General features: G+C 50.9%; 19 protein-coding genes. 3 read left to right on the forward strand and 16 right to left on the reverse strand.

Features of this window, described 5'->3' with window-relative positions; all coding sequences use genetic code 11:
* Positions 1–27 precede the first annotated feature (27 nt).
* The 8 genes from EFB08_RS08665 to EFB08_RS08700 form a co-directional block, all read right to left on the reverse strand.
* Entirely contained in the window at positions 28–1,845 is a 1,818-nt protein-coding gene (locus tag EFB08_RS08665; RefSeq protein ID WP_123126552.1) for a serine hydrolase domain-containing protein, read from the reverse strand.
* 84 nt (positions 1,846–1,929) lie between these two features.
* Positions 1,930–3,291 (reverse strand): glycoside hydrolase family 140 protein, encoded by a 1,362-nt coding sequence (locus EFB08_RS08670; RefSeq protein ID WP_123126737.1) that lies wholly within the window; start codon positions 3,289–3,291, stop codon positions 1,930–1,932.
* A gap of 7 nt (positions 3,292–3,298) precedes the next feature.
* The gene (locus EFB08_RS08675) at positions 3,299–3,655 is read right to left on the reverse strand and encodes a YciI family protein (protein ID WP_123126553.1); all 357 of its coding nucleotides are present in this window, start codon (positions 3,653–3,655) and stop codon (positions 3,299–3,301) included.
* 148 nt (positions 3,656–3,803) lie between these two features.
* The gene (locus EFB08_RS08680; RefSeq protein ID WP_227006271.1) at positions 3,804–5,222 is read right to left on the reverse strand and encodes an MATE family efflux transporter; all 1,419 of its coding nucleotides are present in this window, start codon (positions 5,220–5,222) and stop codon (positions 3,804–3,806) included.
* A 124-nt stretch (positions 5,223–5,346) separates the two neighbouring features.
* Complete coding sequence (locus EFB08_RS08685; protein ID WP_123126554.1) at positions 5,347–5,850, reverse strand: VOC family protein; 504 nt, start codon at positions 5,848–5,850, stop codon at positions 5,347–5,349.
* Positions 5,851–6,047: 197 nt separating this feature from the next.
* On the reverse strand, positions 6,048–7,247 hold the full coding sequence (locus tag EFB08_RS08690) for a serine hydrolase domain-containing protein (RefSeq protein WP_123126555.1): 1,200 nt from the start codon (positions 7,245–7,247) through the stop codon (positions 6,048–6,050).
* 63 nt (positions 7,248–7,310) lie between these two features.
* Positions 7,311–7,931, reverse strand: coding sequence for a hypothetical protein (locus EFB08_RS08695; RefSeq protein WP_165864840.1), 621 nt, complete (start codon positions 7,929–7,931; stop codon positions 7,311–7,313).
* Positions 7,932–8,086: 155 nt separating this feature from the next.
* Positions 8,087–8,686, reverse strand: a complete 600-nt coding sequence (locus EFB08_RS08700) for a hypothetical protein (RefSeq protein WP_123126557.1) — start codon at positions 8,684–8,686, stop codon at positions 8,087–8,089.
* Positions 8,687–8,862: 176 nt separating this feature from the next.
* On the opposite strand from EFB08_RS08700, the gene EFB08_RS08705 reads away from it, so the two are divergent.
* The 3 genes from EFB08_RS08705 to EFB08_RS08715 all read left to right on the forward strand — a co-directional run bounded on the left by EFB08_RS08705 (position 8,863) and on the right by EFB08_RS08715 (position 12,906).
* Positions 8,863–9,939, forward strand: a complete 1,077-nt coding sequence (locus tag EFB08_RS08705; protein ID WP_123126558.1) for a calcium:proton antiporter — start codon at positions 8,863–8,865, stop codon at positions 9,937–9,939.
* A 325-nt stretch (positions 9,940–10,264) separates the two neighbouring features.
* Positions 10,265–12,073 carry a glycoside hydrolase family 15 protein gene (locus EFB08_RS08710; protein WP_123126559.1) on the forward strand — a complete coding sequence of 603 codons (1,809 nt, stop codon included), beginning with the start codon at positions 10,265–10,267 and terminating at the stop codon, positions 12,071–12,073.
* A 26-nt stretch (positions 12,074–12,099) separates the two neighbouring features.
* A complete protein-coding gene (locus EFB08_RS08715; protein WP_123126560.1) occupies positions 12,100–12,906 on the forward strand; it encodes an SDR family oxidoreductase in 807 nt (268 codons plus the stop codon).
* 322 nt (positions 12,907–13,228) lie between these two features.
* Here EFB08_RS08715 and EFB08_RS08720 read toward each other — a convergent pair whose 3' ends face one another.
* From EFB08_RS08720 to EFB08_RS08755, 8 genes are all read right to left on the reverse strand, one after another.
* Complete coding sequence (locus EFB08_RS08720; RefSeq protein ID WP_123126561.1) at positions 13,229–14,041, reverse strand: hypothetical protein; 813 nt, start codon at positions 14,039–14,041, stop codon at positions 13,229–13,231.
* Positions 14,042–14,249: 208 nt separating this feature from the next.
* Positions 14,250–14,900, reverse strand: coding sequence for a hypothetical protein (locus EFB08_RS08725; RefSeq protein WP_125077685.1), 651 nt, complete (start codon positions 14,898–14,900; stop codon positions 14,250–14,252).
* A 265-nt stretch (positions 14,901–15,165) separates the two neighbouring features.
* Positions 15,166–18,045, reverse strand: a complete 2,880-nt coding sequence (galA, locus tag EFB08_RS08730) for a beta-galactosidase GalA (protein ID WP_123126563.1) — start codon at positions 18,043–18,045, stop codon at positions 15,166–15,168.
* 363 nt (positions 18,046–18,408) lie between these two features.
* Positions 18,409–19,008, reverse strand: coding sequence for an NADPH-dependent F420 reductase (locus EFB08_RS08735; RefSeq protein ID WP_123126564.1), 600 nt, complete (start codon positions 19,006–19,008; stop codon positions 18,409–18,411).
* Positions 19,009–19,247: 239 nt separating this feature from the next.
* Positions 19,248–20,123, reverse strand: coding sequence for a pirin family protein (locus EFB08_RS08740; protein WP_123126565.1), 876 nt, complete (start codon positions 20,121–20,123; stop codon positions 19,248–19,250).
* A gap of 151 nt (positions 20,124–20,274) precedes the next feature.
* Positions 20,275–20,856, reverse strand: a complete 582-nt coding sequence (locus EFB08_RS08745; protein ID WP_123126566.1) for a Crp/Fnr family transcriptional regulator — start codon at positions 20,854–20,856, stop codon at positions 20,275–20,277.
* A gap of 226 nt (positions 20,857–21,082) precedes the next feature.
* The gene (locus tag EFB08_RS08750; protein WP_125077686.1) at positions 21,083–22,036 is read right to left on the reverse strand and encodes a YwqG family protein; all 954 of its coding nucleotides are present in this window, start codon (positions 22,034–22,036) and stop codon (positions 21,083–21,085) included.
* Positions 22,037–22,167: 131 nt separating this feature from the next.
* Entirely contained in the window at positions 22,168–22,752 is a 585-nt protein-coding gene (locus EFB08_RS08755; protein WP_123126568.1) for a c-type cytochrome, read from the reverse strand.
* Between the last annotated feature and the right edge of the window lie 3 nt (positions 22,753–22,755).

Genomic DNA, 22,755 nt, shown 5'->3' on the forward strand with positions numbered 1-22,755 from the left:
TGGGCGGGCAGCTTGGCATTTTAGAATTTATGGTTCTTGCTTCAGCTGGCTCAGTTTCTCTTTGGCTTGGAGATCAGAAGGGTCCAGTTCCAGGGCTTTGGTGTAGGAGCGGATGGCGTTGGGTTTATCGTTCATTTTAGCGAAATAGTCTCCGAAACGGGCCTGCACCATTGCCGAGGTGGGGTGTTGTTCCAGCGCTACTTCCAGAATGGCTTTGGCCGCCGCTAAAGCTGGTGTAGGCTTATTTAACAGTTCGTAGGCCAGATACGTGAGTTGGGATTCATTCATTTTCAACTGCCGGAAACCCTCTTTGGCTTCGGTAAACCGTTGTGCTTTCAGGAGTTCGCTAGGGGTGAATTCATCGTCTCGCATGCGCGGCATGGGTTTGTCTTGCCAGGCAGTTTGCAGGGAAATAACCTTGCCTTGCGCATCGCGGCGCACAAATCCTTTGATGTTGAAATCGGTGAAAACGAGGGTGTCTTTGGCAATCGGGAAGGTGTAAATGTCTGGCCCATCATTGACGTTTTCTACCAGGTAGTTCTTCTCCCGGCGCAGATACACCACTTCATCGGGGCCGCGTCGGTAGCGGCCGGTGAACTGGTCCAACTCGGTTGGGCTTAAAGAGAGCGGCGTAATTGCCTCGGGAAGAAAGTTGTGCCAACCGTAGGTCTTCGCCACAGCTCGTCTTATTTCTTTGCCCAACCCGTTCACATCATCGCCGGAGTTGAGCATGATGATTGCGCCGTAGCCTTCGGTTAAGTTCGCGATGCCATAGGCTAGGAACCCGGCGTTAACTCCGGTAAACTCAAAGTAGATGCCCTTGTTTTCCTGGTTGTCGGTGCGCTGCAGCAGGAACGGACCGAGGCCCATCTGTTCCTTATAAAACCCTTCGGACACTGTCACCTGCGGTGTGGACATCTGTTGGGCCAGCGCCTGTTGCAGAATCTTTCCTTTCCCGCGGTATGCGTTCTGGAGGTCGAGGAAGAATTTGGCTAAATCAGTGGGAGTGGAATATAACCCAGCGGCAGGCTGTTGAGGATACACGTACGGCATGCCTTTAAACCAAGGCGCTGCCGAATACGCCCAAGCGGCTTTGGCGGCAAATTCAGATGGCAGTGGTTGCGCGAAAGTGGAATTCTGCATGCCTAGCGGGTCAAACACCGTCTTTTTCACCAAAGGCGCGAAATCCATCTTAGCCACATCCATCAAGGCCAACTGCGCGATCATGCTGCCTCCTCCAGAGTAGCGGAATTCCTTAACTGGTTCACTGTTCACCACCACAGGTCTGCTCTCGGCCACGGCCGTTCCGCTCAGAATATCCACGATGGTGGGCAGCGGTTTCTTGTCTGGCGTAAACCCGAAGTAAGAAGATGGGGTGGTGCCCCCCGTATGGCTCAGCAGCATCCTGAACGTGATGGGGGTTTTGCGGGTGAAGTCGTTCTCCGGAATTTTCCAGGAGGTGAGATACTGGTTAATGGGCGCATCCAGCGATAGTTTGCCGTCCTGCACCAGGCGCAAGGCCGCGGCCGCCATCACCAGCTTGCTGATGGAACCTGCCGAGAACATGGTTTGGGTAGTGACGGGCGTTTTCTTGAGCGTATCAGCTAAGCCGTAGCCTTTCGCCCAGGCAATTTTGAAGTCTTTGATCACCGCAATGCTGAGGCCGGGCACGCGGTAGTACTTCATCCGTTCATGGATGTTCCACCCCGGAAAGCCGTTGACCGGCACAAACGGAATCAGGTTGTTTTCAACCTGTCGGATCTCTTTTGCAGGAGGAGCCGGTTGGGCATGTAATCCCCAACAATAGCAGAACAGAAACGCCAGTGTTAAAAGCTTTTTGTCCATGATGTAACCTCGGTAAGTGGTACTCTAGAAGCGTACTTGGCGGGGGAGGTTCAGACAAAAAGCGTCTGGCAGGGGGCATGGTTCTTACCGGGGGAGTTGGTGGGGCGAGTTTACCGGCAGAAGTACTAAAACGAAGTCGCTTCCTCTGCCTGCAGACCAGGGGGTAAAGGTGGGTTGATCGGTGCGGTTGTATTCTCCTATCTTCTTCCACTGCCCATCTCTAGGGTTAAACCAGTACGCCTCCCATTTGTTTTCTGCCAGTTTAGAAAGATCCAGCTTCAAAGCCTTACCCATGGGCGTGTAGGCCAGCAGGAAATCTTTCTGCTCGCCCATAGCTGCTACCTGGTGCGCTTCTCCAATGGGATTATCATTCAAAATCAAAGCTTGGTCGTTGCGTAGTTGCTGCCACGGAAAAGAAGAGAGCAGCTTTTTCAGGTGCAGGAGGTGGGTTGCGCCGGGGAGATCTAGAGACGCTTTCCAGTTGGTTCTGGCCCAACTGACGGGGCTTCGGTTGACCTGGTACATCTGCCAGATACCGTGCGCGCCGTAGGTATAGCCTGCCGCTCCGGAGAGCATGGTCCAATAGGCAGAGGAACGAACATCAGAGGCATCCAGCCAGCCAAACTCCTCAGGCTTGAAGCGGTCGGGGTGGTCTTCGTAGCGGGGTTCGCCGTTGATCACGGGCCGGGTTGGGGTTGCTTTCCGGCTGTCTCGCACATACTTGAAATCATAGCTCTGCCGGCTGTGCCCCGCCTGGAACATGTCCAGGTCCAGCCAGTCTTCATTGAAGAAATCAGTGGCTTTCTTCTCGCCGCTGGGGTGGAAGGTGATGAGGTGCTGCTGGTCCACGCTCCTAATGCCCCGAGCCATGGCTCGGATGATCTGCTTGTCTTCCTCGTTTTCGGGCCAGCGGTCGCCGCCCAGAATCCAGATAAGGTTGGGGTGTTTTGCGTATCTTTTTGCCAAAAGCTGGCCGAACTGTCTTGCATTGTCAGGCGTGAAAATTTCAGGACCCACGCCCCACGCTTTGTGGAATTTATCGCCCCAGGTAGGAAGCAAGCCAATGTAAAGCCCCAACTTCTCGGCCCGCTTGAGCACGTAATCTACGTGTTCAAAGTATTTTTCATTCAGTTGCGTAGGGTCTTGGTTGTATAGGGGAAGGTGTCCGTACGCGTTGGGAGTTTTCAAGCCATCCAGCTCTGCCAGAACCACCGTCTGGATGACGGTAAAGCCTTTGCTGGCTCGGTCTTTAAGGTAAAGATCCGTTTCCTCTCGGTTTAGCCGATGGATCAACTCCCAGGCAGTGTCACCAAGCCAAAAGAACGGCTTGTCCGTTTGGGTTTCCAAGTACCGCTTGTCTGCGCTGACCTTCAGAGGAGGCGTTTTCTGTCCATAAACACAAAAAGAGCTTAAAACAAGAAGTATAGGGAGAAGGAGGCTTCGCATGAGGGCCTTAAAGATTTCCGGGTATGGCAATCTCGCGCACCTCTATGCTGGTGTTTTCGCCTTGTAATATAGGGCATTCACCTGCCAGAACACAAGCCGCTTCCAGATCCTGGGCAAACACCAGAAGGTACCCGGCCACGGATTGCCGCTGTGCTACATAAGGACCATCCGTGACTTCGTTATTTGGCCTGAGTACCTTGCCTTCCCGGGATAAATGGTTTCCGCCGGGTGCCAGTAGCTCTTGGTTAGACAGTTTACTTACCCAGGTGCTCCATTGCGCCATATAGATCTGCATCACCTCAGGAGAAGGCTGTGCATCTTCTGAGGTGATGTCCATTCTGAAAAGTAAGGCAAATTCTTTCATGCAGCTGGTGGGCTCTAAAGGTGAGGGTTGTTACCAATATCGGAAATACGAAGTACCTTGCAAGTTATCGCCAAATCCTTCTGGAAAGCTTTAAGGCTCTTTTCCGAAAAACAGCCTTAAAGCGGAAAATATAGAAGGGTTTTCAACTTTACACCTGCACCGTTTTCCAACGGCCTCTCCGGAAGAGCCACCAACTGATGAGCGCGTGCAGGGAGTGGCAGAACGCGATGGTCACAAAGATGCCGGTTTGCGCATAGCCCAGGTAAATGGCCAGCAGATACGCCAGCGGGACCTCGAAAAGCCAGAGCACCAGAATGTTAATGAACGCGGGGGTTCTGGTATCGCCGGCGCCGTTGAAGGCCTGCACCATCACCATGCCCAGACCAAAAAAGATGTAGCCTAAGGTAATGATCTTAAGCCCCGAGGAGGCAATGGAAATCACTTCGGGTACCTGGGTGAAAAGACCCGCCAGGTGATCACCGAAGAAAAAGAAACCCGCCGTCACCAGCCCCAGGAAGATCATGTTGTAGCGCGCCGTGAGCCAAACGGAGAGCTCGGCCCGACGGGGTTTCCCGGCTCCCAGGTTCTGGCCCACCAAGGTGGTCGCTGCCGAAGACAGACCCCAGGCAGGCAGCAGCGTGAACATGATCACCCGGAAGGCAATGGTATACCCCGCAATGGCATTGCTCCCGAACTCGGCCACAATGCGGGTCAGGAAAATCCAGCTAGCCGATTCAATAAGGAACTGGCCCATTCCCCCCACCGATACTTTCAGAATCCGGAGGATGACTTTATAACTCAGTTCCAGGTTGTCGCGGGTGATCTTGAGCAGGTGCTTTCCGTTGAGCAAATGGTACAACTGGTACAAAACCCCAATCCCCCGGCTGATGCTGGTGGCCCAGGCCGCCCCTTCCAGTCCCATCGCCGGAACAGGCCCTAACCCGAAGATGAAAAGCGGCGCCAGCAGAATATTTGCGCCGTTGGCCAGCCACAGCGTGCGCATGGGCAGGTGCGGCAAACCGGCCCCTCTAAAAGCCCCGTTGATAAGGAACAGCAGGATGATGATAAGGTTGCTCCCGAAGATGATGCGCGTATAACCCACGCCTTTGGTAATCACCTCTGCATCGGCGCCCATCAGTTGAAGGATTTCCGGGGCAAAGGCAAACGTAACGGCACTGGTGAGCAGCGCCAGAACCCCCCCGGTTACCAGCAACTGGTACGTGATGGTGCCTGCCTTGGCATAGTTCTTTTCCCCAACCCGGCGCGCAACCATGGCTGTACCCGCCATACTCAGGCCCATGCCCACGGAGTACACAATCATCAGGATAGACTCGGTAAGGCCCACGGTGGCCAGGGCATACGGACCCAGCCTGCCTACCAGGAAAATGTCTACCACCGCAAACAAAGACTCCATGAGCATCTCCAGGATCATGGGCGTGGCCAGCAGCAGGATAGACTTCTTCAGACCCAGGCGGGTGTAGTCCTGTTCCTGGCCTTTCACGGCCGCCCAGATAAGCTGGAAAAACTCCTTGCGCGAATTCATGGGGGAAGATACTATTTCCAGCATTGTCAGATGCATTTTTTAGCACCCTGCTTCCCGGTGGGCGGTGCTTTCCCGGCGCAGAAGAACCCCTGAAGCGCCTACCAGGAACAAGCCTGGGCTTCAAAGGTTTGACCGGGAAGGATGAAAATCAAACGGTTACGGCTTCGTCAAACGCCCGCTGGAGCGTGGCAATGTCTATCTTCTCCATCTGGAGCATGGCCTGCATCACCCGCCCCGATTTGTCAGCACGTTGCCCGTGCAGCAACTCGCCCAGAATGGTAGGGATGATTTGCCACGACACCCCAAATCTATCCTGGAGCCAGCCGCAGCGGTTCGTAGAGCCACCCTCAGAAAGTTTTTCCCAGAAATAGTCTACTTCCTGCTGCGTGTCACAGTTCACGAAAAGCGAGATGGCGGGCGTGAACGTGTACGCCGGCCCACCGTTGAGCGCCATGAATTCCTGTCCGTCCAGAATAAAGCTGCCCGTCATCACGGCTCCCTTGGGACCCGGACCAGCGTCTCCGTAGCGCGAGATGAACTTAATGCTGGAATTCTGGAACACTGAGGTGTAAAAGTTCATGGCCTCTTCGGCATTGTCATTGAACCACAGGAACGGCGTGATTTTCTGCTGATAGTTTTTTTCCTCTTTCATAACGGTTACTGATTAGGGTATGACGAATACAAACATACTCTTTTCCCGCGCCCGCAAGAGGGTGCAAACACGACATTAAAGGGGCGTTTTGCGACAGAATCTGCTATCGGTTGCCTTTTGGAGTGGTTACCCGTTTTAGAGGCGATTTCCTGAAAATAGGGCTAAAACCTTTCCTCTTGAAAGAATTGGGCAAAAGGCTATTTGTCGGCCTTTTTCTGGTTGTAGGGAAGATAGTTCTCCCAGTACCAGGGCGTGTAGGTATCGCCTATGGCGAAAGCCAGCAGTTCCTTGAAGATACTTTCGGCGTTGTCGCTGTTGCTCATGAGCAGGATGCCGGTGCCGGTCTCAGGAAACAGGATGGAATAATGTTGGAAGCCGTCGCCGTGTCCTTCTTTGAACGCGCCCGTGCCGTAAGGTGATTTCAGCAAAACCCAGCCCAGGCCGTAACTTAAGTTGATGCCGTCATTGTCTGCGGTCTCCTGAAACCGCAATGGGCCATGCTGTTGCTTCGTTCTAATTCTGATCTGGGGCGAGAACATGGCCTTGGTGGTGGCCGGTTTCAGGAGGCGGTTCTGCAGCACGGCCTCCATGAAGAGGGTATAATCCTGAAGGTTGGTTTCCAGGGTGCTGGCAGAGCGGGCCTCGTTGTCTTTGTCTTTCTCGTACAGCGTTCCATTGCTCCGGTGGCCCAGGCTGTAGTCGTGCTCAAACCGGGGCTGCCAGGTATAGGAGGAGTTCACCATGCCCATCGGCCCGAAAATTCGTTCCTTCATCATTTGTTCCAGCGGCATGCCCAGCATCTTTTCCAGCACGGTCTGTAGGTACACCATGCCTTCGCCGGAGTAGCCGTACTGACTGCCCGGCTTAAACAAAACCCGCAGTTTTTCATCGGGTAGGTCCCAGCGCCAGTTAGGAAAGCCCGAGGTATGGGCCAGGCACATGCGGGCGGTGATTTTCTGGTAGAGCGTGTCTTGTTTCAGGTCTTGGTAGTGGTCCTGCCATTTGGTTAGGGGTGCGTACTCATAGATGGGCTTGGGTAGGTAGCTTTGCAGGGATTTGTCCAGGTCCAGTTTTCCTTCCTCCACCAGTTGCATCACCAGCACGGCAAACACGGCTTTGCTTAACGAGGCTCCGTAGATATTGGTCGTGGGTTTCAGGGGTTCTTTGGTCACGGCATTCTTGTACCCAAAGGTCTTTTGGAACACCGCTTTGTTTTGGTTGAACACAGCCACTGCCAATCCCTGTACCTGTGCCGCCTGCATGAGCTGCTGAATTTTGGCATGCAGTGCCTTGGCGGTGATGGTGCTTTTGTCTAACCGGGTAATGGTTTGCGCCTGCGTAAACAGCGAAAACCAGAAATAGCAGCAGAATGCGAGAAAGGTAGGTTTTACGCTCATAACCAGGGTTTAAGTAAAAGAATATAGAGGAAAACCGCTTTCCGGAGACCACAAAAGGCCGTTCTAGTTTCCCATCATGTGCACATTCACCCGCTTGGAAACCTCTACCCGTAAGGCCTGCTGATAGGCTTCAGACACAGCTTTGCCGGTGCTGTCTTTGTAGTGAAGTGCCACCAGTACTGAAAGATCTTCCTTCAGGGCTTTGTCAATGGACAAGTGGTAATTGGTGTGGCCAGCGTTTTGGTATTGAAGCCGGTGTGCGGGTTTTATTTCTTTGGGATAGTTATCCAACCGGTGGCTTCCCTGCCCTATGAGGTTCTTGCCCGGATCAAACAACCGGTAGGTGATGGAATCCAGGTTAAGAGTATGACCTGTGTTCGGCTTAACCCAGAAGTGGAGGGCATAGTGCTTCTTGTTTATCGCCAGCACCAGAAAAGGCAGGGGCACCATACGTTGGTTTCTAAGAACCTCTACGTGCATCTCGGGTTTTCTGGTGGCTTCCTGCTCCGGAGCGATGGGTGCTTTCGTGCTGGCCGCTGTTTTCCACTTCGGGTTTTTCCCAATGCCTACGAATACACAGCTTTGCAGCATCATTGCCATCACCAGAAAGCCCAAGATGGTGCAGGAAAAATAGTGGGTGGCATGCTTAAAGAGTCCTTTCACGCGAAAAGTAGAGATTTCCATAGAGACGTTGTAGAGCATAAGGCACTGTGTGGAAGAAACCACTCTTAAGAGATCCGTTCAGGGCGTTTTACCCCTATTTTAGGGAAAACAGGCAAAAAACACCTCGGCAGAAACCGGGAGCCCGCGCTCAGGTACAATATGGCAAATCAGTTTCTTTATTCCACTTTCTCGTACACTACCGTGATGTTCAATTCTCGCCAGCCGTTTATCTGAAAATCATAGTAGTCTTTGGTGACCTTGGCGGTTAATTGGTTTGTGCCCAGAACGGTGAGGCTGTTTAGTCTGCCCCATTCGGCTTCGGTCTGCGCATGGTTGGCGGGCCGCACAATCCCTATGGCTTTTGTTTTTTCATCATAGGTATACGTGTAGCCGGTTCCGTTAAGGGAGTTGGTCGTGTGTAAAACAATCGCCTGAGAGTTTATATCAGTATAAGGGGTGAGATTAGGATGGGGAAAGGAGATGTCAAGGAGCTTATGGTTTTCCGTGTTGTACTTGGTAGGCCTTAATTCCAGCTTGGCAAACGGGTAGTTAAAGTCATAGTCCTCTATCTCTTGCATTAAGTTGGTGGAGGCTACTCCGTCTTTGTTCAGGTCAACCGCGGTTGCCGATGTAACCGATACAAATTGGTAGAAGCCGGCAATACTGGGGCGGGCGTCTTGTTCCTCATCATCTGAGCAGGAGGGAAAAGCCAGGAAAGAAATCAAAGCCGAGAAGAGGAGGAGGCGGGGCGAGGTGCTTATGAGATTCCTTTTCATCTGAGTATAAGATTTGGTATGCCTAAGGTTTATTTCTTCTTTTTAGGATTAGTCGCTGTTGCGTGCCTGGTTATTTCATTTAAAGGTAAATTATTGATAATAAAAGTGTTATTTGGTGCTGGAGGGCGTAAAAAGAATTGAAAACAAGTAGCTTATTAATCATCTAAAATCAGAAAATGAGACGATTACTACAGTGGACGATCATCATTCCGGTACTAGCCTGGGTTCTCTTTTTTACAGGCCTGGTTTATGACAGCAGCTTCTTTCAGATTGTGGCCAGCGTGCTGCTTATCCTTAGTGTGATGTCAGCGGTGCATCATTCTGAGGTCATCGCAGAGAGAGTAGGGGAACCTTTCGGGACCATTATCCTAGCTATCTCCATCACCGTGATTGAGGTTTCTATTGTTGTATCGTTGATGATGTCTGAAGGCGCAGCGGCTGCTTCCCTGGCCCGGGATACGGTTTATGCGGCAACCATGCTTATTCTCAACGGCATCATTGGCCTGTGTCTTTTTATAGGCGGGCTGAAACATTATGAACAGAATTTCTCGGCTTCGTCCGTCACCATTGCCTTGGTCTCCCTGGTCTCCATTATCGTATTCACCCTCGTCTTCCCTACGTTCACAGAGAGTGTCCGAGGGTCTTATTATTCTACCCCCCAGCTTGTTTTTGCCTCCGTTGCCTGCCTGATTATTTATTCTTCCTTCCTGTTCGCGCAGACAAGAAGGTACCGGCAATATTTTCTAACAGTAGGAGACGATGAGAATGAAGAAGCAGTGGAGCCCATCGTGATCAATAACCGGGACTTTATCATAAGCCTTGTTTGCCTTATTGTAAGCCTAGGGATTGTGGTATTACTGGCAAAAACTCTTACGCCAACTATTGAAAGCATCATTGTCAATTACAGCCTGCCGAAAACACTGGTGGGCGTCATCATCGCGGCCATCATTTTACTGCCCGAAGCAATTGCCGCCATCATAGCTGCCAGAAAAAACAGACTACAAACCAGTATAAACTTGTCTCTGGGTTCGGCTTTGGCAAGCATTGGGTTAACCATTCCTTGTGTTGCCGTAGCCTGTATCATGATAGACATGCCCATTCTTCTGGGGCTAGACATTAAATCTATTGTTCTGTTAGGGTTGTCAGTGTTTATCGTGATGCTGTCATTAAGCAGCGGGAAGTCAAACATTGTGTACGGGGTGGTTCTACTGGTCAATCTATTCGCCTTCATTTTCCTGATGATCTATCCCTGAGGTGAACACAACCATCTCTTAGCCTTCTCAAAAGACCGCCTGAACAGAAAAAAGCAAGTGTTCTAGCACCTAGTGGATTTTAGTGCTGCCAGCGAACCGCTACAACATCACCGCTACACTTGTATTGGCCATGAAGGGTTAGGCGCTGGTTTCAGCAGGAAAGGGTTTTGGTTTTAGGGCTCTTTTGGGGAAATCAGGGCCAGAACAGAACTTCTGGTTTGGGCAGAAATCAACCCGATAACCGAACACTTACAAGGCATTGGCAGTATTTACACTGCTGGCCTTTCAATTTTCTTTAGGCAGCGTGTCTTCTATCCTTGCCTGAATGAGTTATCAGCCCATAGAAAATTACGGAATCATTGGAGACTTGAACACCGTGGCGCTGGTGTGCCTGAATGGGTCCATTGATTTCATGTGTTTCCCAAACTTTGATTCGCCCAGTGTTTTCGCCGCGTTGCTGGATGACGAGAAAGGCGGCTGTTTCCAGATTGAGCCGCTGTTCAAAGAAAGGAAAACCAAGCAACTTTACCTTCCCGATACCAACGTGCTCCTGACCCGCTTTCTGTCGCCGGAAGGGGTGGGCGAGATCACTGATTTCATGCCCGTAGAAGAACTGTTCAGCGGCAAGGAACTGGTGCGGCGGGTTACCACCATCAGGGGAGAGGTGAAGTACCAGATAAAATGCATGCCCCGGTTCAACTATGGCCGAAGCGAGCATACCGTAGAGCAGGTCTCTGACCAGGAGGTGCTGTTTGCCAGTAAAGACGAAAACGCCACGGTGTTACGCCTGTTGAGCTCCGTGCCCTTGCAGGTGATTGGTACTGATGTGCTCACCGAATTCACCTTAGGCCAGGGCCAAACCGCCGATTTCATTCTGGAACACGTAGACCAGGAACACGCCAAAGGCAGAGACCTGGAAGCCTTCGTTACGCAGAGTTTGTTTGAGACGGTCAACTACTGGAAGAACTGGATTGCCCAGTCTACCTACACCGGCCGCTGGCTGGACATGGTGAACCGGTCAGCGCTGGTCTTGAAACTGCTGACCTCGCACAAGCACGGCTCCATTGTGGCCTCGCCCACCTTCAGCCTGCCCGAGAGCATCGGCGGAGCCCGAAACTTCGACTACCGTTTCACCTGGATCAGAGACGCCTCTTTCTCTATGTACGCCTTGATTCGGTTGGGCTACACCAAAGAAGCGGGCAACTTCATGCATTGGGTAGAAGCCGTGTGCCAGGACATGAAAGCCGAAGACCGCCTGGGTATCATGTACTCCCTGGATGGGCACCGGCAGCTGGAGGAAAAGGAATTGCCGCATCTGGAAGGCTACCTGAAATCTTCGCCCGTGCGCATAGGCAACGATGCCTACGGCCAGTTACAGCTGGACATCTACGGCGAGCTGCTGGACTCAGTGTACCTCTCAGACAAGTACGGTGACCCGATTTCGTACGATTTCTGGAAAAGCCTTGAAAAACACCTGGACTGGCTTACCCGCAACTGGAACCAACCCGACGAAGGCATCTGGGAAGTTAGAGGCGGCCGGAAAGATTTCCTGTACTCGCGCCTGCTCTGCTGGGTGGCCTTTGACCGCGCCATCAGGATAGGCACCAGCCGATCTTTTCCTTTAAAGCAAGAGTGGCGCACCGAGCGCGACAAGATCTTCAACAGCATCTTCACCGATTTCTGGGACGAAGAAAAACAGGCCTTCATGCAGTTTCCCGGTTCTCAGACCGTAGATGCCTCCACGCTGCTGATGCCGCTGGTTAGGTTTATCAGCCCCAAAGACCCCCGCTGGCTTTCCACCCTCAAACGCATTGAAGAAGAACTGGTCTCTGACTCACTGGTCTACCGCTACCGGCAGGATGTAGCGGCGCCAGACGGCTTTATGAGCCACGAGGGTACCTTCTCTATGTGCTCGTTCTGGTACGTAGAATGCCTGTCCAGATCGGGGCAGGTAGAGAAAGCCCGGTTCTACTTCGAGAAGATGCTGGGGTACGCCAACCACCTGGGCTTGTATGCCGAGCAATTAGGTTTCCAGGGCGAGCATCTGGGCAATTTCCCGCAGGCCTTCACGCACCTGGGCCTCATCAGTGCCGCCTACAACCTTGATCGGCAGCTAAATAAACATAGAACCTAAGAGAACGTTCCTCCACTATAAACACCATGACCATGTCAACACAGACCACACAAACCGTATTAGTCACCGGGGCCAGTTCGGGCATCGGGCAGGGAATTGCCATCGCTTTCGGGCAGCAGGGCGCCAACGTCATCATCAATTACCACAGCGATGAAGAAGAGGCCCGCGAGACCCTGAAACAGGTAGAACAAGGCGGCGGCAAAGGTATTGTCTGCAAAGCCGATGTAGGCAAAGAAGAAGACGTCACCCGCATGTTCCAGGAAGCCATTGACGCTTTCGGTACCGTAGATGTGCTCGTGAGCAATGCCGGTATCCAGAAAGACAATGCCTTCGCTGAGATGACGCTGGAGGAATGGAACAAGGTGATGACCACCAACCTCACCGGCTATTTTCTCTGCGCTCGCGAAGCCATCAAAATCTTCGACAAGAAACCCACGCCTTCCCCCGAGGACAAAGCCAAAGGCAACATCATCTTCATGAGCTCGGTGCACGACATCATTCCCTGGGCCGGGCACGTGAACTACGCCTCGTCCAAAGGCGGCATTCTCATGCTCATGAAATCACTGGCGCTGGAAGTAGCCCCAAAAAAGATACGCGTGAACGGTATTTCGCCAGGCGCCATCGCCACCGATATCAACGCCGATGTGTGGCAAGACGAGGAAAAGAAAAAAGAACTCATGAAGCTGATTCCCTACAAGCGCATCGGGGTGCCCGAGGACATTGCCAAAGTAGCTGTGTGGCTTGCCTCCCCCGAGAGCGACTACATCACCGGCACCACCATCTACGTAGACGGCGGCATGACCCTGTATCCCGGTTTTGTGGACAACGGCTGATCTTGTTTTCAAGCCGATTTCTCAAAAGAAAGCCCAAAGCGCCTCACCAGTACTCCTGATGAGGCGCTTTGGGCTTAAAGCAGGAGATAAGGGTTTCCCGCTTTCTTTTAGGAAACTAACCTAAAAACAACAGGTGGCGGCAAATAGATTTAAAATGGAAATGTACAGCTATGGTTTTCAACAACATTGTATAGCCGCAGGCCTCTATTTTCAGCCTTTTTCAAAAAAGCTGAAAATAGAGGCCTGATAAATTGGTCTACTTGCCAGTTTCTAGTGCAGATTTAGTACACCCATTCCTTCCCTTTCCAAGGAAAGGAATTTTCTATTCGCAATTGTAGGAATAGAAGGCCTGGGTTTTTACCCAACCATCTTGGGTTTTCATGGATTCTATTGGATAGCCTTGTTCATTGTACTTGTAGGTAGCCGTATAATTAGTAGAGCCACCTCCATTCGGGCTTTCTCTTTTGAAGGTGAACCTGATTACATTGCCTGAAAACAAAATAGGGGTCTGTTTTTCATCATATCCATTTGCAAAATAATTTTCGAAGGTCATTATAGGCAGAGATGGAAGGGGGTTCTTTTTACCGTCAAAAACGTAGGTATAAGTGTCTTTAGTTTCTCGCCACGAATCTGGTACAGAACCATCAAAACCACCATACGCGTACGTGTTTTTTACAATAGAAGAAAGAACTCCATTGGTATAAGAATACGTGGATAAAGACAGTCTCTTATTAGGTTCCTTGGATAAATGAGAGATGGTCTGGGTACGTTGCCCAGCACTATTGTAGCTGTGTAGATAGACGATTGGGTCTACCCCGGGACTGACGGTAGAATACAGGGTTTGCTGTATCAGTTGATCTTGGGCATTGTAACTATTTTCCCAGAGTTCTTCTCTAGCGGTTTCCCTCACCAGACGGCCTTTCGCATCATACTTTAGATCAATTTGATAGGAAGAGGTATTGGAAGTTTTAACTGTGATGGTGGTTAGTTGATTCTGAGCATTGTACTGAAAGGCGTAAGTTGGATCTATAGATACGATTCGACACAGTTTTTCGGTTTCGGGTGCTGGATCAGTTTCATTTTTACAACCTAAAAGCGAAAGGGCAATCGAAATGGAAAGTAAAAGTTTTTTCATTTAAGGATATTGAATTAATAGCTTTTGTGCACCTGAAGATATTCATTGGTTTTTTGTTAGCAAGAAAACCGTAAAAAGAAACTAATAATGATAAGAAAATATATTTCATGATAGTGCACCTAAGGTCTGGCACAAACAAAGGCTGGCGTGAGATGAGGCAAGTTGCCCGATTATGAACTATAAGGGCGTTCTCCTTAGGAAAAGAATTCTATTGATTTACACGTAACTGCATACGAAGATACCCGTTCTCCACTCTTCTCTGAGATGCTATGGCATTCCAGTCATATCTGGTAGGGACGTTGCTTAATAAATTGGCGGAAAAACGTGCCTCTAATAGATAGTTGCCATTGCGTAACTTTGAAAACCGGGTGATTTCAAATTTGGAATTATTCTGATAGTCAAGTCCCAGAGTGGTGGGGTAGCGTCTGTTTCCGGGAAGATAGGATTGTAAGAAACCGTCTGTGCTGTTTTGGATGTCTATAGCTATTCCGTTTTGTGTGTTGAATCTGTTGTAATCCACCGCGTACCTGTGTTCGCCGACGGCATACAACTCCTTTTCATTTTCAGGTGCATTAAACCACGCTACTTTGGTCAATTCTTTTTTGGGGTATTTTTTTGAAAACCTGATAGTGATAAGAGAATTGTCACTGCTTCTGAATTCAAAAGAATTGGAATAAAAAATAGAGTCAGGATGTCCCTTGTCTGTGACGCTGTCTAAATTAACCTGAGCAAATCTTCTTTCTGGCCCTAAGACCCTTACATGGGTATGTAATTTGTCATACAAGGTGTAAGAGCAAGAGTCTGAAAGCTTCTCCAAGGAAACTCTGGAGCCTTGTACGGGCGGTTCAGTCTCCGTCATTGGGTCTTCACAGGAACTAAGGGTTAGAAAACAAGAGGCAAGAAAAAGAATGGGAAAATACTTCATACGGGGATTAAATTTTGAATAACTATTGGAATAGGAAGTACCTTAGATGATAGGCATCTAAGGTACCTATAGATAGGTGAGTTTGTCTTTTATTTTTTTGAATTTTATCCTCCTCTTTCCTCCAACCAAAACTGGTATCTGAAAACGAAGTGCTCCTAGAGTCTCGTTTTTTCGAAAGGATGGAGCCCGGAAGTAGAGACTACTCTACCGATGGCCGGGAAGTGGTGGACGTGGTCTTTACTTTCAATACGGCTGGTTTTACGCCGCTGCCAGAGGCTTTCAGGGTGATCTCCCCGGCTTCCTTGGTGGTTTGGATGATGATCTGGGCCAGGCCGTTGAACAGCTTCCGTTTCCAGGGAGCCGCCGGCGTGAACACCTGGATGGTGCCCGGATTGGTGTTCACGTTATCCCAATCGTTCTTCTTAGGGATGGGTGTGGCCACGATATCTACCGTGTTAGCACCCGCTTTGAGTAAGGATGGATGTAACTTGAAGACATTCCCCTCGGGGCTTTCTTTCAGGTCTTTTGCCAGTTCTTTGCCGTTCACATAAATGGTTTGCTCCCTACCGATGCTCTTGTAAAAGAAGGTGACCTCTGAGCCCGCAAAATCAGCGGGAAGTTCGAAGGTGCCTCGGTGCAGATAGGCCGGGCTTAGGTTTTTGTAGTCCCTGGAAGCGAAAGCGTCTTTCCAGGTGGCATCTGCAGGACCAGAAACAGCTTGCTTCCCATTCTCTAGGTTAGCCACTGGCATTTCTTTCAGGTTGGTGATGCTGATAGCCTGTATCTCTTCTATGAACTTGTCTTTCTCCAGCGAGGTAGGGTCTCCGTTGCCCACACCTATGATCTTGCCGGGGCCAGTGAGCGTAAAGGTAATCTCGTTTCCGGCGGTAGGTACGGCTAATCGGTTTTTGTCTTCTACTGAGACGGTAATCACGGCCAGGTCTTCACCGTTGGCGAAAAGGGAGGTTTTGTGCGGAGTGAGTTTCACCGAGGCCGGTGCCCCCGTGGTTTTTACATTTTCGGTGAGTACTTTTTTGCCGTTCTTGTAGCCAATGGCTTCTAGGGTACCGGGAGCGTACGGTACTTTCCACTCCAGGTGCGAGTTGACCTTCATTTGTTTGCGACCCAGGCTTTTTTTGTTTAGGAACAGCTCCACCTCCTCACAGTTGCTGTACGCCCACACGTCCATCTCTTTGCCTTCCTGACCCTGCCAGTTCCAGTGGGGCAGCAGGTGTAAGGTGGGTTGGTCTGACCACCACGACCGGAGGTAATACACGTTGTCCTTCGGGAAACCACAGTTGTCCATCATCCCAAAATAGGAAGTCACCGACGGCCAGCCGTGCGGCGTGGGTTCACCACGGTAGTCGAAACCCGTCCAGATGAACATGCCGGCGAGCCACGGGCGGTTGGCGTAAAAGGTCCAGCCTTCTTCTATAGAGTAAAAGCTGGGGCGAGGTTTCCGGTCATAGGCGGCCTGGTAATGCTTCTCCTGATCGGTGACGTACACGCCCCGGGTAGCGAAGGTGGAGCCCTCCTCGGTGCCCATGCCGGGCTGGTTCGGGAAGCGTTGGTAGTGCGCCTCAATGTTGCCGTTGCCCAGGTAATTGTAGCCCATTACCTCCAGCACATCAGAGATGCCGCTGCCAAAGCCCCCGCTGATGCCCGCCGAGACAGCCCGGGTAGAATCGAGGCTCTTCACATACTGTTGCATGGTGGTGGCAATGCGCGCGCCAATGATGCTGTTTTCAATGGCCCATTCCTCGTTCCCGATGGACCAACTGATGATGCTGGGGTGGTTGCGATCCCGCAGGATCAGGTTCTTAAGGTCATACTGCATCTGGAAGTTGGTACCCATCAGGCGGTTCTCGTCTATTACCAACATGCCCAGGCGGTCGCAGGCTTCCAGCAATTCTGGGGTAGGAGGGTGGTGCGAGCAGCGGTAGGCATTAGAGCCCATGGCTTTCAGTTGTTTGATGCGCCAGTATTGCAGTTCATCGGGGAGGGCGGTGCCCACGCCGGCGTGGTCCTGGTGGTTGTTGGTGCCTTTCAGTTTCACGTGTTTGCCGTTCAGGAAGAAGCCTTCCTTGGCATCGAACCGGATAGTCCTGATCCCGAAGTTGGTTTCGTAGCGATCTACTTCCTGGTTTCCTTCTACCACGGTGGTCACCAGTTTATACAGGTACGGGTTCTCCAAATTCCAAAGCTTAGCGTTGGTCACCGGCAGTTCTATCGGAATCTCCTGGGTTTGGGAAGGGGCCAGTTTTAGGTTCTCCTGCCGTTTGGTAGTAATGGTTTTGCCCCCCGCGTCTACAATGGTCTGCACCAGCGCGAAAGATTTGGCCGCCTTGCCTTCGTTTATGATAGAGGTCTTTGTGGTCACATTGGCATTGGCGTTGTTTACCTGGCTCGTCACGAAAGTACCGTTGGGGGCTACGTGCAAGGGCTCTGTTTTGGAAAGCCACACGTGCCGGTAAATACCGGCTCCCTCGTAGTACCAACCTTCTTCCATGGTGGCGTCTACCCGAACGGCCACTACGTTGTTGCCGCCATAGTTGAGGATATCAGAGAGGTCGTAGCGGATGCCGTTGTACCCGCTGGGCTCCTGACCCAGGTAATGGCCGTTTACCCAAACCTGCGCGTTCCGGAAAACGCCGTCAAATTCTATGGCGATTCTGCGGCCCAAATCGGTGGCAGGAACGGTGAAGGATTTCCGGTACCAGCCCACGCTTTTATCTGGGAAGTTGCGCCCAATGGCCTTGAACCCGTGGCTGAAGCTGGCCTGCGGACTGAAATCCTGTTCCACAGCCCAGTCATGCGGCAGGTCTAGTTTCCGCCAGGCACGGTCATCGAATTTGGCATCAGCGGGGCCGTCTCCGTAGCCCGCTTTGGCCAGGTAAGAAAAGTAGCTGGTGCCGTGGTTGAAGTCTTTTTTGGCGTCAGAAGGATGCCCAAACGAGAAGCGCCAGTTGAAGTCCATCAGCAGCCGTTCCCGCTTTCCCGGGGTGCGGTCCTGGGCTTGCGCCACTAGTTGCAGAAGGCATAAGATACTTACCAGAAGATGTCTCTTGAAGAAATGCATACCGTGATTCAATTCTGTTTCGGGTAGAGGAATGAAGTAAAAAGGAACAGGTGAAGGTATGCAGTTCCACCCACTTCTTTTCCGCTTATTTTAACAGACTTTAGTCGATTCTTAACAGACTTCCAGAAAGCAGGCCTAAAACGGATGTTCGAAACTCTTGCCTAAAACTTAAAATTCCCTTCTCTATGATTTGCCCAATCGATGGTTTGAAGGGATGAGCAAAGCTTCTAAAGGTTAAAAAGCCTCCATCCGCTTTCGGCCTGGTTTGGGAAAAACAGGCCGAAAGCGGATGGAGGCTTGAATTGGTAAAACTGTAAACTTGGGGACCAGTCTTAATTCTTCTAATCTAAAGGCTGTTTGTTATTACTTTAACTGAATCAGGTTTAGCCCAGGTAACGAACCGCCAGGAAACTGCTGCAGTTTGGCAGCTTCAGCAAGAGTACCCAAGTCAACCCCGGCAAAACCAAGCCGGGTAATGAGCTCCAGCACAGTTCCCTTAGCGCCTTGATCATCTCCGGAATAGAAAACCACCCGGTTCCCGTCTGCTTCCTGGGGGCTAGCGGCAAGTAAAGAATGCAGAATGGTATTGAAGGCTTTCACCACCCTGGCCCCGGGTACTAAATTGGCTACCACCTGGCTGGAGGGCTGTCCGTTTAAAGGAGCGGGAACAAAGCCCGGCAATACCGGATTGGTAGCGTCTATCACCAGTTTGCCCTCCCAGGTAGGAACTGTTGAAACGGCTTTTTCTATCTGCGGCCAGGTCACTGATAAAAACACGATGTCAGCCGCAGCAGCTTCTTGGACTGTGCCGGCTTTGATGCCGTGGCCAATCTCCTCCACCGCTGCCTGTAAGGTCTCTGGCCCGCGACTGTTGCTGATGATTGTGTCATACCCGGCTCTGGCAGCGTGCTGCGCGAAGGCTAACCCTATTTTACCTGCTCCTATAATTCCTATGCTTGCCATGGTTTCTGGTTTTATTGGTTGACGGTTTTAATAGTTGAATGAAGGGTTTTTGAAGCTGTTTTCCTGAAAATGGTTAAAAAGCAATTCTCAGCATAAGCGTTTCCCTGGACAGATTCTCCCTTCAAGAAAAGAATCCGTGTTAATCAACTGTATTGCCATTTACCCAAAAGGTCCTTCCAGGAGCACAAAAAGGTTAGGTGATTATGGAATAATGCCGGGGAAAGGCCTGTGTCTTTCGCTTAATCAGGATACACAATCTGGCCGTACTTGCCGTTGAAGAAATCACGGTAGGCTTCGGCGATCTCGGCTTTGCTGTTCATCACGAACGGACCTTCGGCCACAATGGGTTCCTGGTAGTGTTCGCCCCCGAAAAGGATAACGTCAATGGCTTCGGCGGAAGGGTTGGTCAGTTCAATGATGCCTTCCTGGCGGTCAAATTCCAGGAACTCACCGGCGTGGTAAGGCGTGTCATTGAGCACTGAGTTACTTTCCAGTAAGAAGGCGGCGTACTCCTGTGCGGGTGTGGTGTCCAAGGAAAACGTTTGGCCAGCTTCCAGGTGCAGGTGGTAGATGAACTGCTCTGAATAGCTCGGGATTTGGGAAACCATTTCACCGTACTTTCCGGCAATCACTTTGATCCAGCCTCGGTTCTGGTCCAGCGCTTTCTGCGGCACGTCTTCGGCCTGGATGGCCAAATATTCCGGGGCTTCGACTTTGTTTCTGGACGGAAGGTTCACCCAGAACTGCAGGCTGTGCGTGGTGCGGCTATCTTCCTGCGGATCGGGGTTCAGGTTCTCGTCATGGATGATGCCGTTTCCTGCTTTCATCCACTGGATTCCGCCCGAGGTGACCTTGGCGTGGTGTCCGGCGCTGTCAAAGTGCTCGTCTTCGCCCTGCAGCAAATAGGTAAGCGTGGCAATGCCTCTGTGCGGGTGGGCGCCGGTGCCGGTTTTCATGCGAGGGGCATCTTCATCGTGGACCTTTGGGGCAATGTGGTCCAGGAACACGAACGGACCCACGGCCTGAGCGTAACGGTTAGGCAGAATGCGGTAGATGGTTAAATCCCCGATATCGGCGCGTTGGCCTCTGGTAGAGAAACTCACTTGCTTTTTCATGGCGGTATCGTTTTTAGAGTTTTAGAAGGGCTTTTCATTTCCCCCTTCGGAACAATACAAAGGTGCAGCAAACACCCTCCTCTCAACGATGATGTAGGATAAAATAAACCGTTGACAAATGTCAACAATCCTAGGACAGGGGCGTGCTGCCTTACAGCGCCTGCTGTTTCCGGATGCGGCTCAGGGTTTCTTTGGTGATGCCCAGGTACGAGGCAATGAGGTGCTGCGGAAAGCGCTGCAGAAACTCGGGATAGCAGTCCACGAACTCGGCGTACCGTTTCTCGGCGGAGAAGCTGATAGCAGCGTTGATTCTGCGTTGGGAAGCCATGGAATGGCGGTCATCCATCTGGCGGGCCATCTGGGTCATGGCGGGTACTTGTTCGTAGAGTTGCAAGAGATCGGCTTTCTCAATAAGCAGGACCTCGGTGTCTTCCCATGCATCAATGTTGTACACCGACGGCGTGAGCATGAGAAAACTTTCCCGGTCGCCCACCCACCAGTTCTCAATGGCAAACTGCACCATGTGCTCAGTGCCTTTGTCATCTATGCTGTACTGCCGCATGGCCCCGCGCACCACAAACCCCAGGTACCGGCAAATATCCCCCTCCTGTAACAAGTACTGCTTCTTGCGGAGCTTCTTCGGCTGGAAGGCGCGTTGAATCAAATCCTGCTCCTCCTGGGTGAGTGTAGTTTGGGTGTACTGGCTGATGTAGGTGAAGAGGGAGGAGTACATTGCTTTTACTTTCTTGAAAAAAAGCTGATTTAAAGTTTGTTGTCAGCTTTCTGGTTAATGGCTTCAGGTTATTTGGCCAGACAGTTTCTGGACTTTTGGGAACCGTTTATAGAAGTTCCTTAATTAAACCAGATTTGAGTGGCTCAAGCCTTTCTCAAAATCTAAGGTCAGGTCTTTGGATAGACACTTGGAATACCAAAGCCCCGCTTGTATCCTGGAGTAGTGATCAGCAGCATTGTAGAATGAGCCAGCTATTTTCAAAGGCTTTTGCCAGCAGGTCTTGCTTTCTAATCCAGAAATAAAGTCGGCCTACATCACCCCACATCATGCCGCACTCATCTTCGTTACTGTCTATTTGTAAAAGTAGCTGCCAGTGTACGGCGTTGGGCGCTAGTTCCTGTGCTTTAGGATCCTCATAGCCCGATTCATCGCCGCAGTAAAGTCCATTGGTGACCAGTTCGCACTCCAGTTCCATTTCCCCCTGTACATTATCTGAGTAGCCTAGTAATTTGTTGATATTGCCGTCTTCATAGACATGCTCAAAAAACAGATCACTTTCCGCTTCAGTGAAGATATGGTAGGCCTCATGTTCATAAGAAGGTAAGCTAATCTCTTGTACAGGTGTAAGGATGCAGGCTCCATACAGAGCATCAGGCCCTAGCCCATCAGGAGCTTGGGCTCTGCGTAAGGTGTTGAGGTCGCCGTTAAAATACAGAACTTTAAACTTGTCTTTATCCTGAATGTCAAAGCCCCATGCTTCCTGTTCCGCCGAATAAAAGAAGTAGAGTATTCCGGTAAGGGGCAAAAGGTGCTCGGTGTCAAATGGCGCCACCTCGGTCAGGTTTATTTGGGCAATAAATGAAAGTGGCTTGGTTTGAAGACTTTCAGTCTCTTTAGAAAAGAATAGGAGCTTCTTCTCTTTAGTTTTGACAACGCCTGTCTCCGTAACCCATTCCATGTTGGGCGGTAAATCAGGCAAGCCACCTATCTTAGATTGTCCCGGCTTTATCTCTTCCTCAGAGGTAGGCGTAAGGTATAGCCTGATGGTGTTGCGTACATGTGGGGAAAGTTGGGGAAGATATTGGTCCAGGTTGTAGTCTTGTAACTTACGCTCAAATTCTGCTTTGGTCATGTAGCGGGTGTAAAGGAAGAACGTCTGCTTGCTGTTAGTAAGTAACAACAGATATCTTGTAAAATCAACCAACACCCAATTTGCTCACGTCTAAAATTAGAATGAGGGATAGAGATGTGTCTATGCAAAGAGAATCTTATATAGACAGGCCTAAAGGACAAACTTAACCTATACAATTCTTATTTCTTGACCAGGCTTCCGGTAGGCTCAGGAGCAGCAGGTTTCAGGACAAAGGCTCTGGCGAATTTCCCCAGGAACGTGAACTCGTGGTCAGGGACTTTGTTCTCGATCGGTTTTATGGATCTGAGGTAAGAGATGACGGCAACCATTTCTTCGTCGGTCATATTTTGGCCCTGCATGAAAGGGAGTACTGCCTCGCCGTTTGGTTTTACCCCGTAGCGCAAAACGCGGGCGATCTCGGCATCGGTCATTTTGCCTATACCGGTTGTAGGGTCTGGGGTAAGATTGGTGGTGAAAATGGTCCCGAAGGGTGTCTCCACTTTCTTGTTCCCGGCCAAAGACGGCTCTTCGCCCTTCTTCAGCAAAGAATCTATGTTCTGTACCGGGCTATGGCACTGCACGCAGCCTTTTTCTACCATGACTATGTGCTTGCCCCGCTCAATGACGGCCAGATCAGCGGAGGCTTGCACATCAGGGTAAGGGGCTTCATAGGTCAGGTGCTGGCGAGACATGGTAGCAACTGCCACCCCACAGACCAGGACCAGTAAAACGAGGGCTGTCCATTTCAGGATTTTACGGAACATAGG

It is taken from the genome of Rufibacter latericius, from assembly GCF_003721515.1.
GTDB classification, from domain to species: Bacteria; Bacteroidota; Bacteroidia; order Cytophagales; family Hymenobacteraceae; genus Nibribacter; species Nibribacter latericius.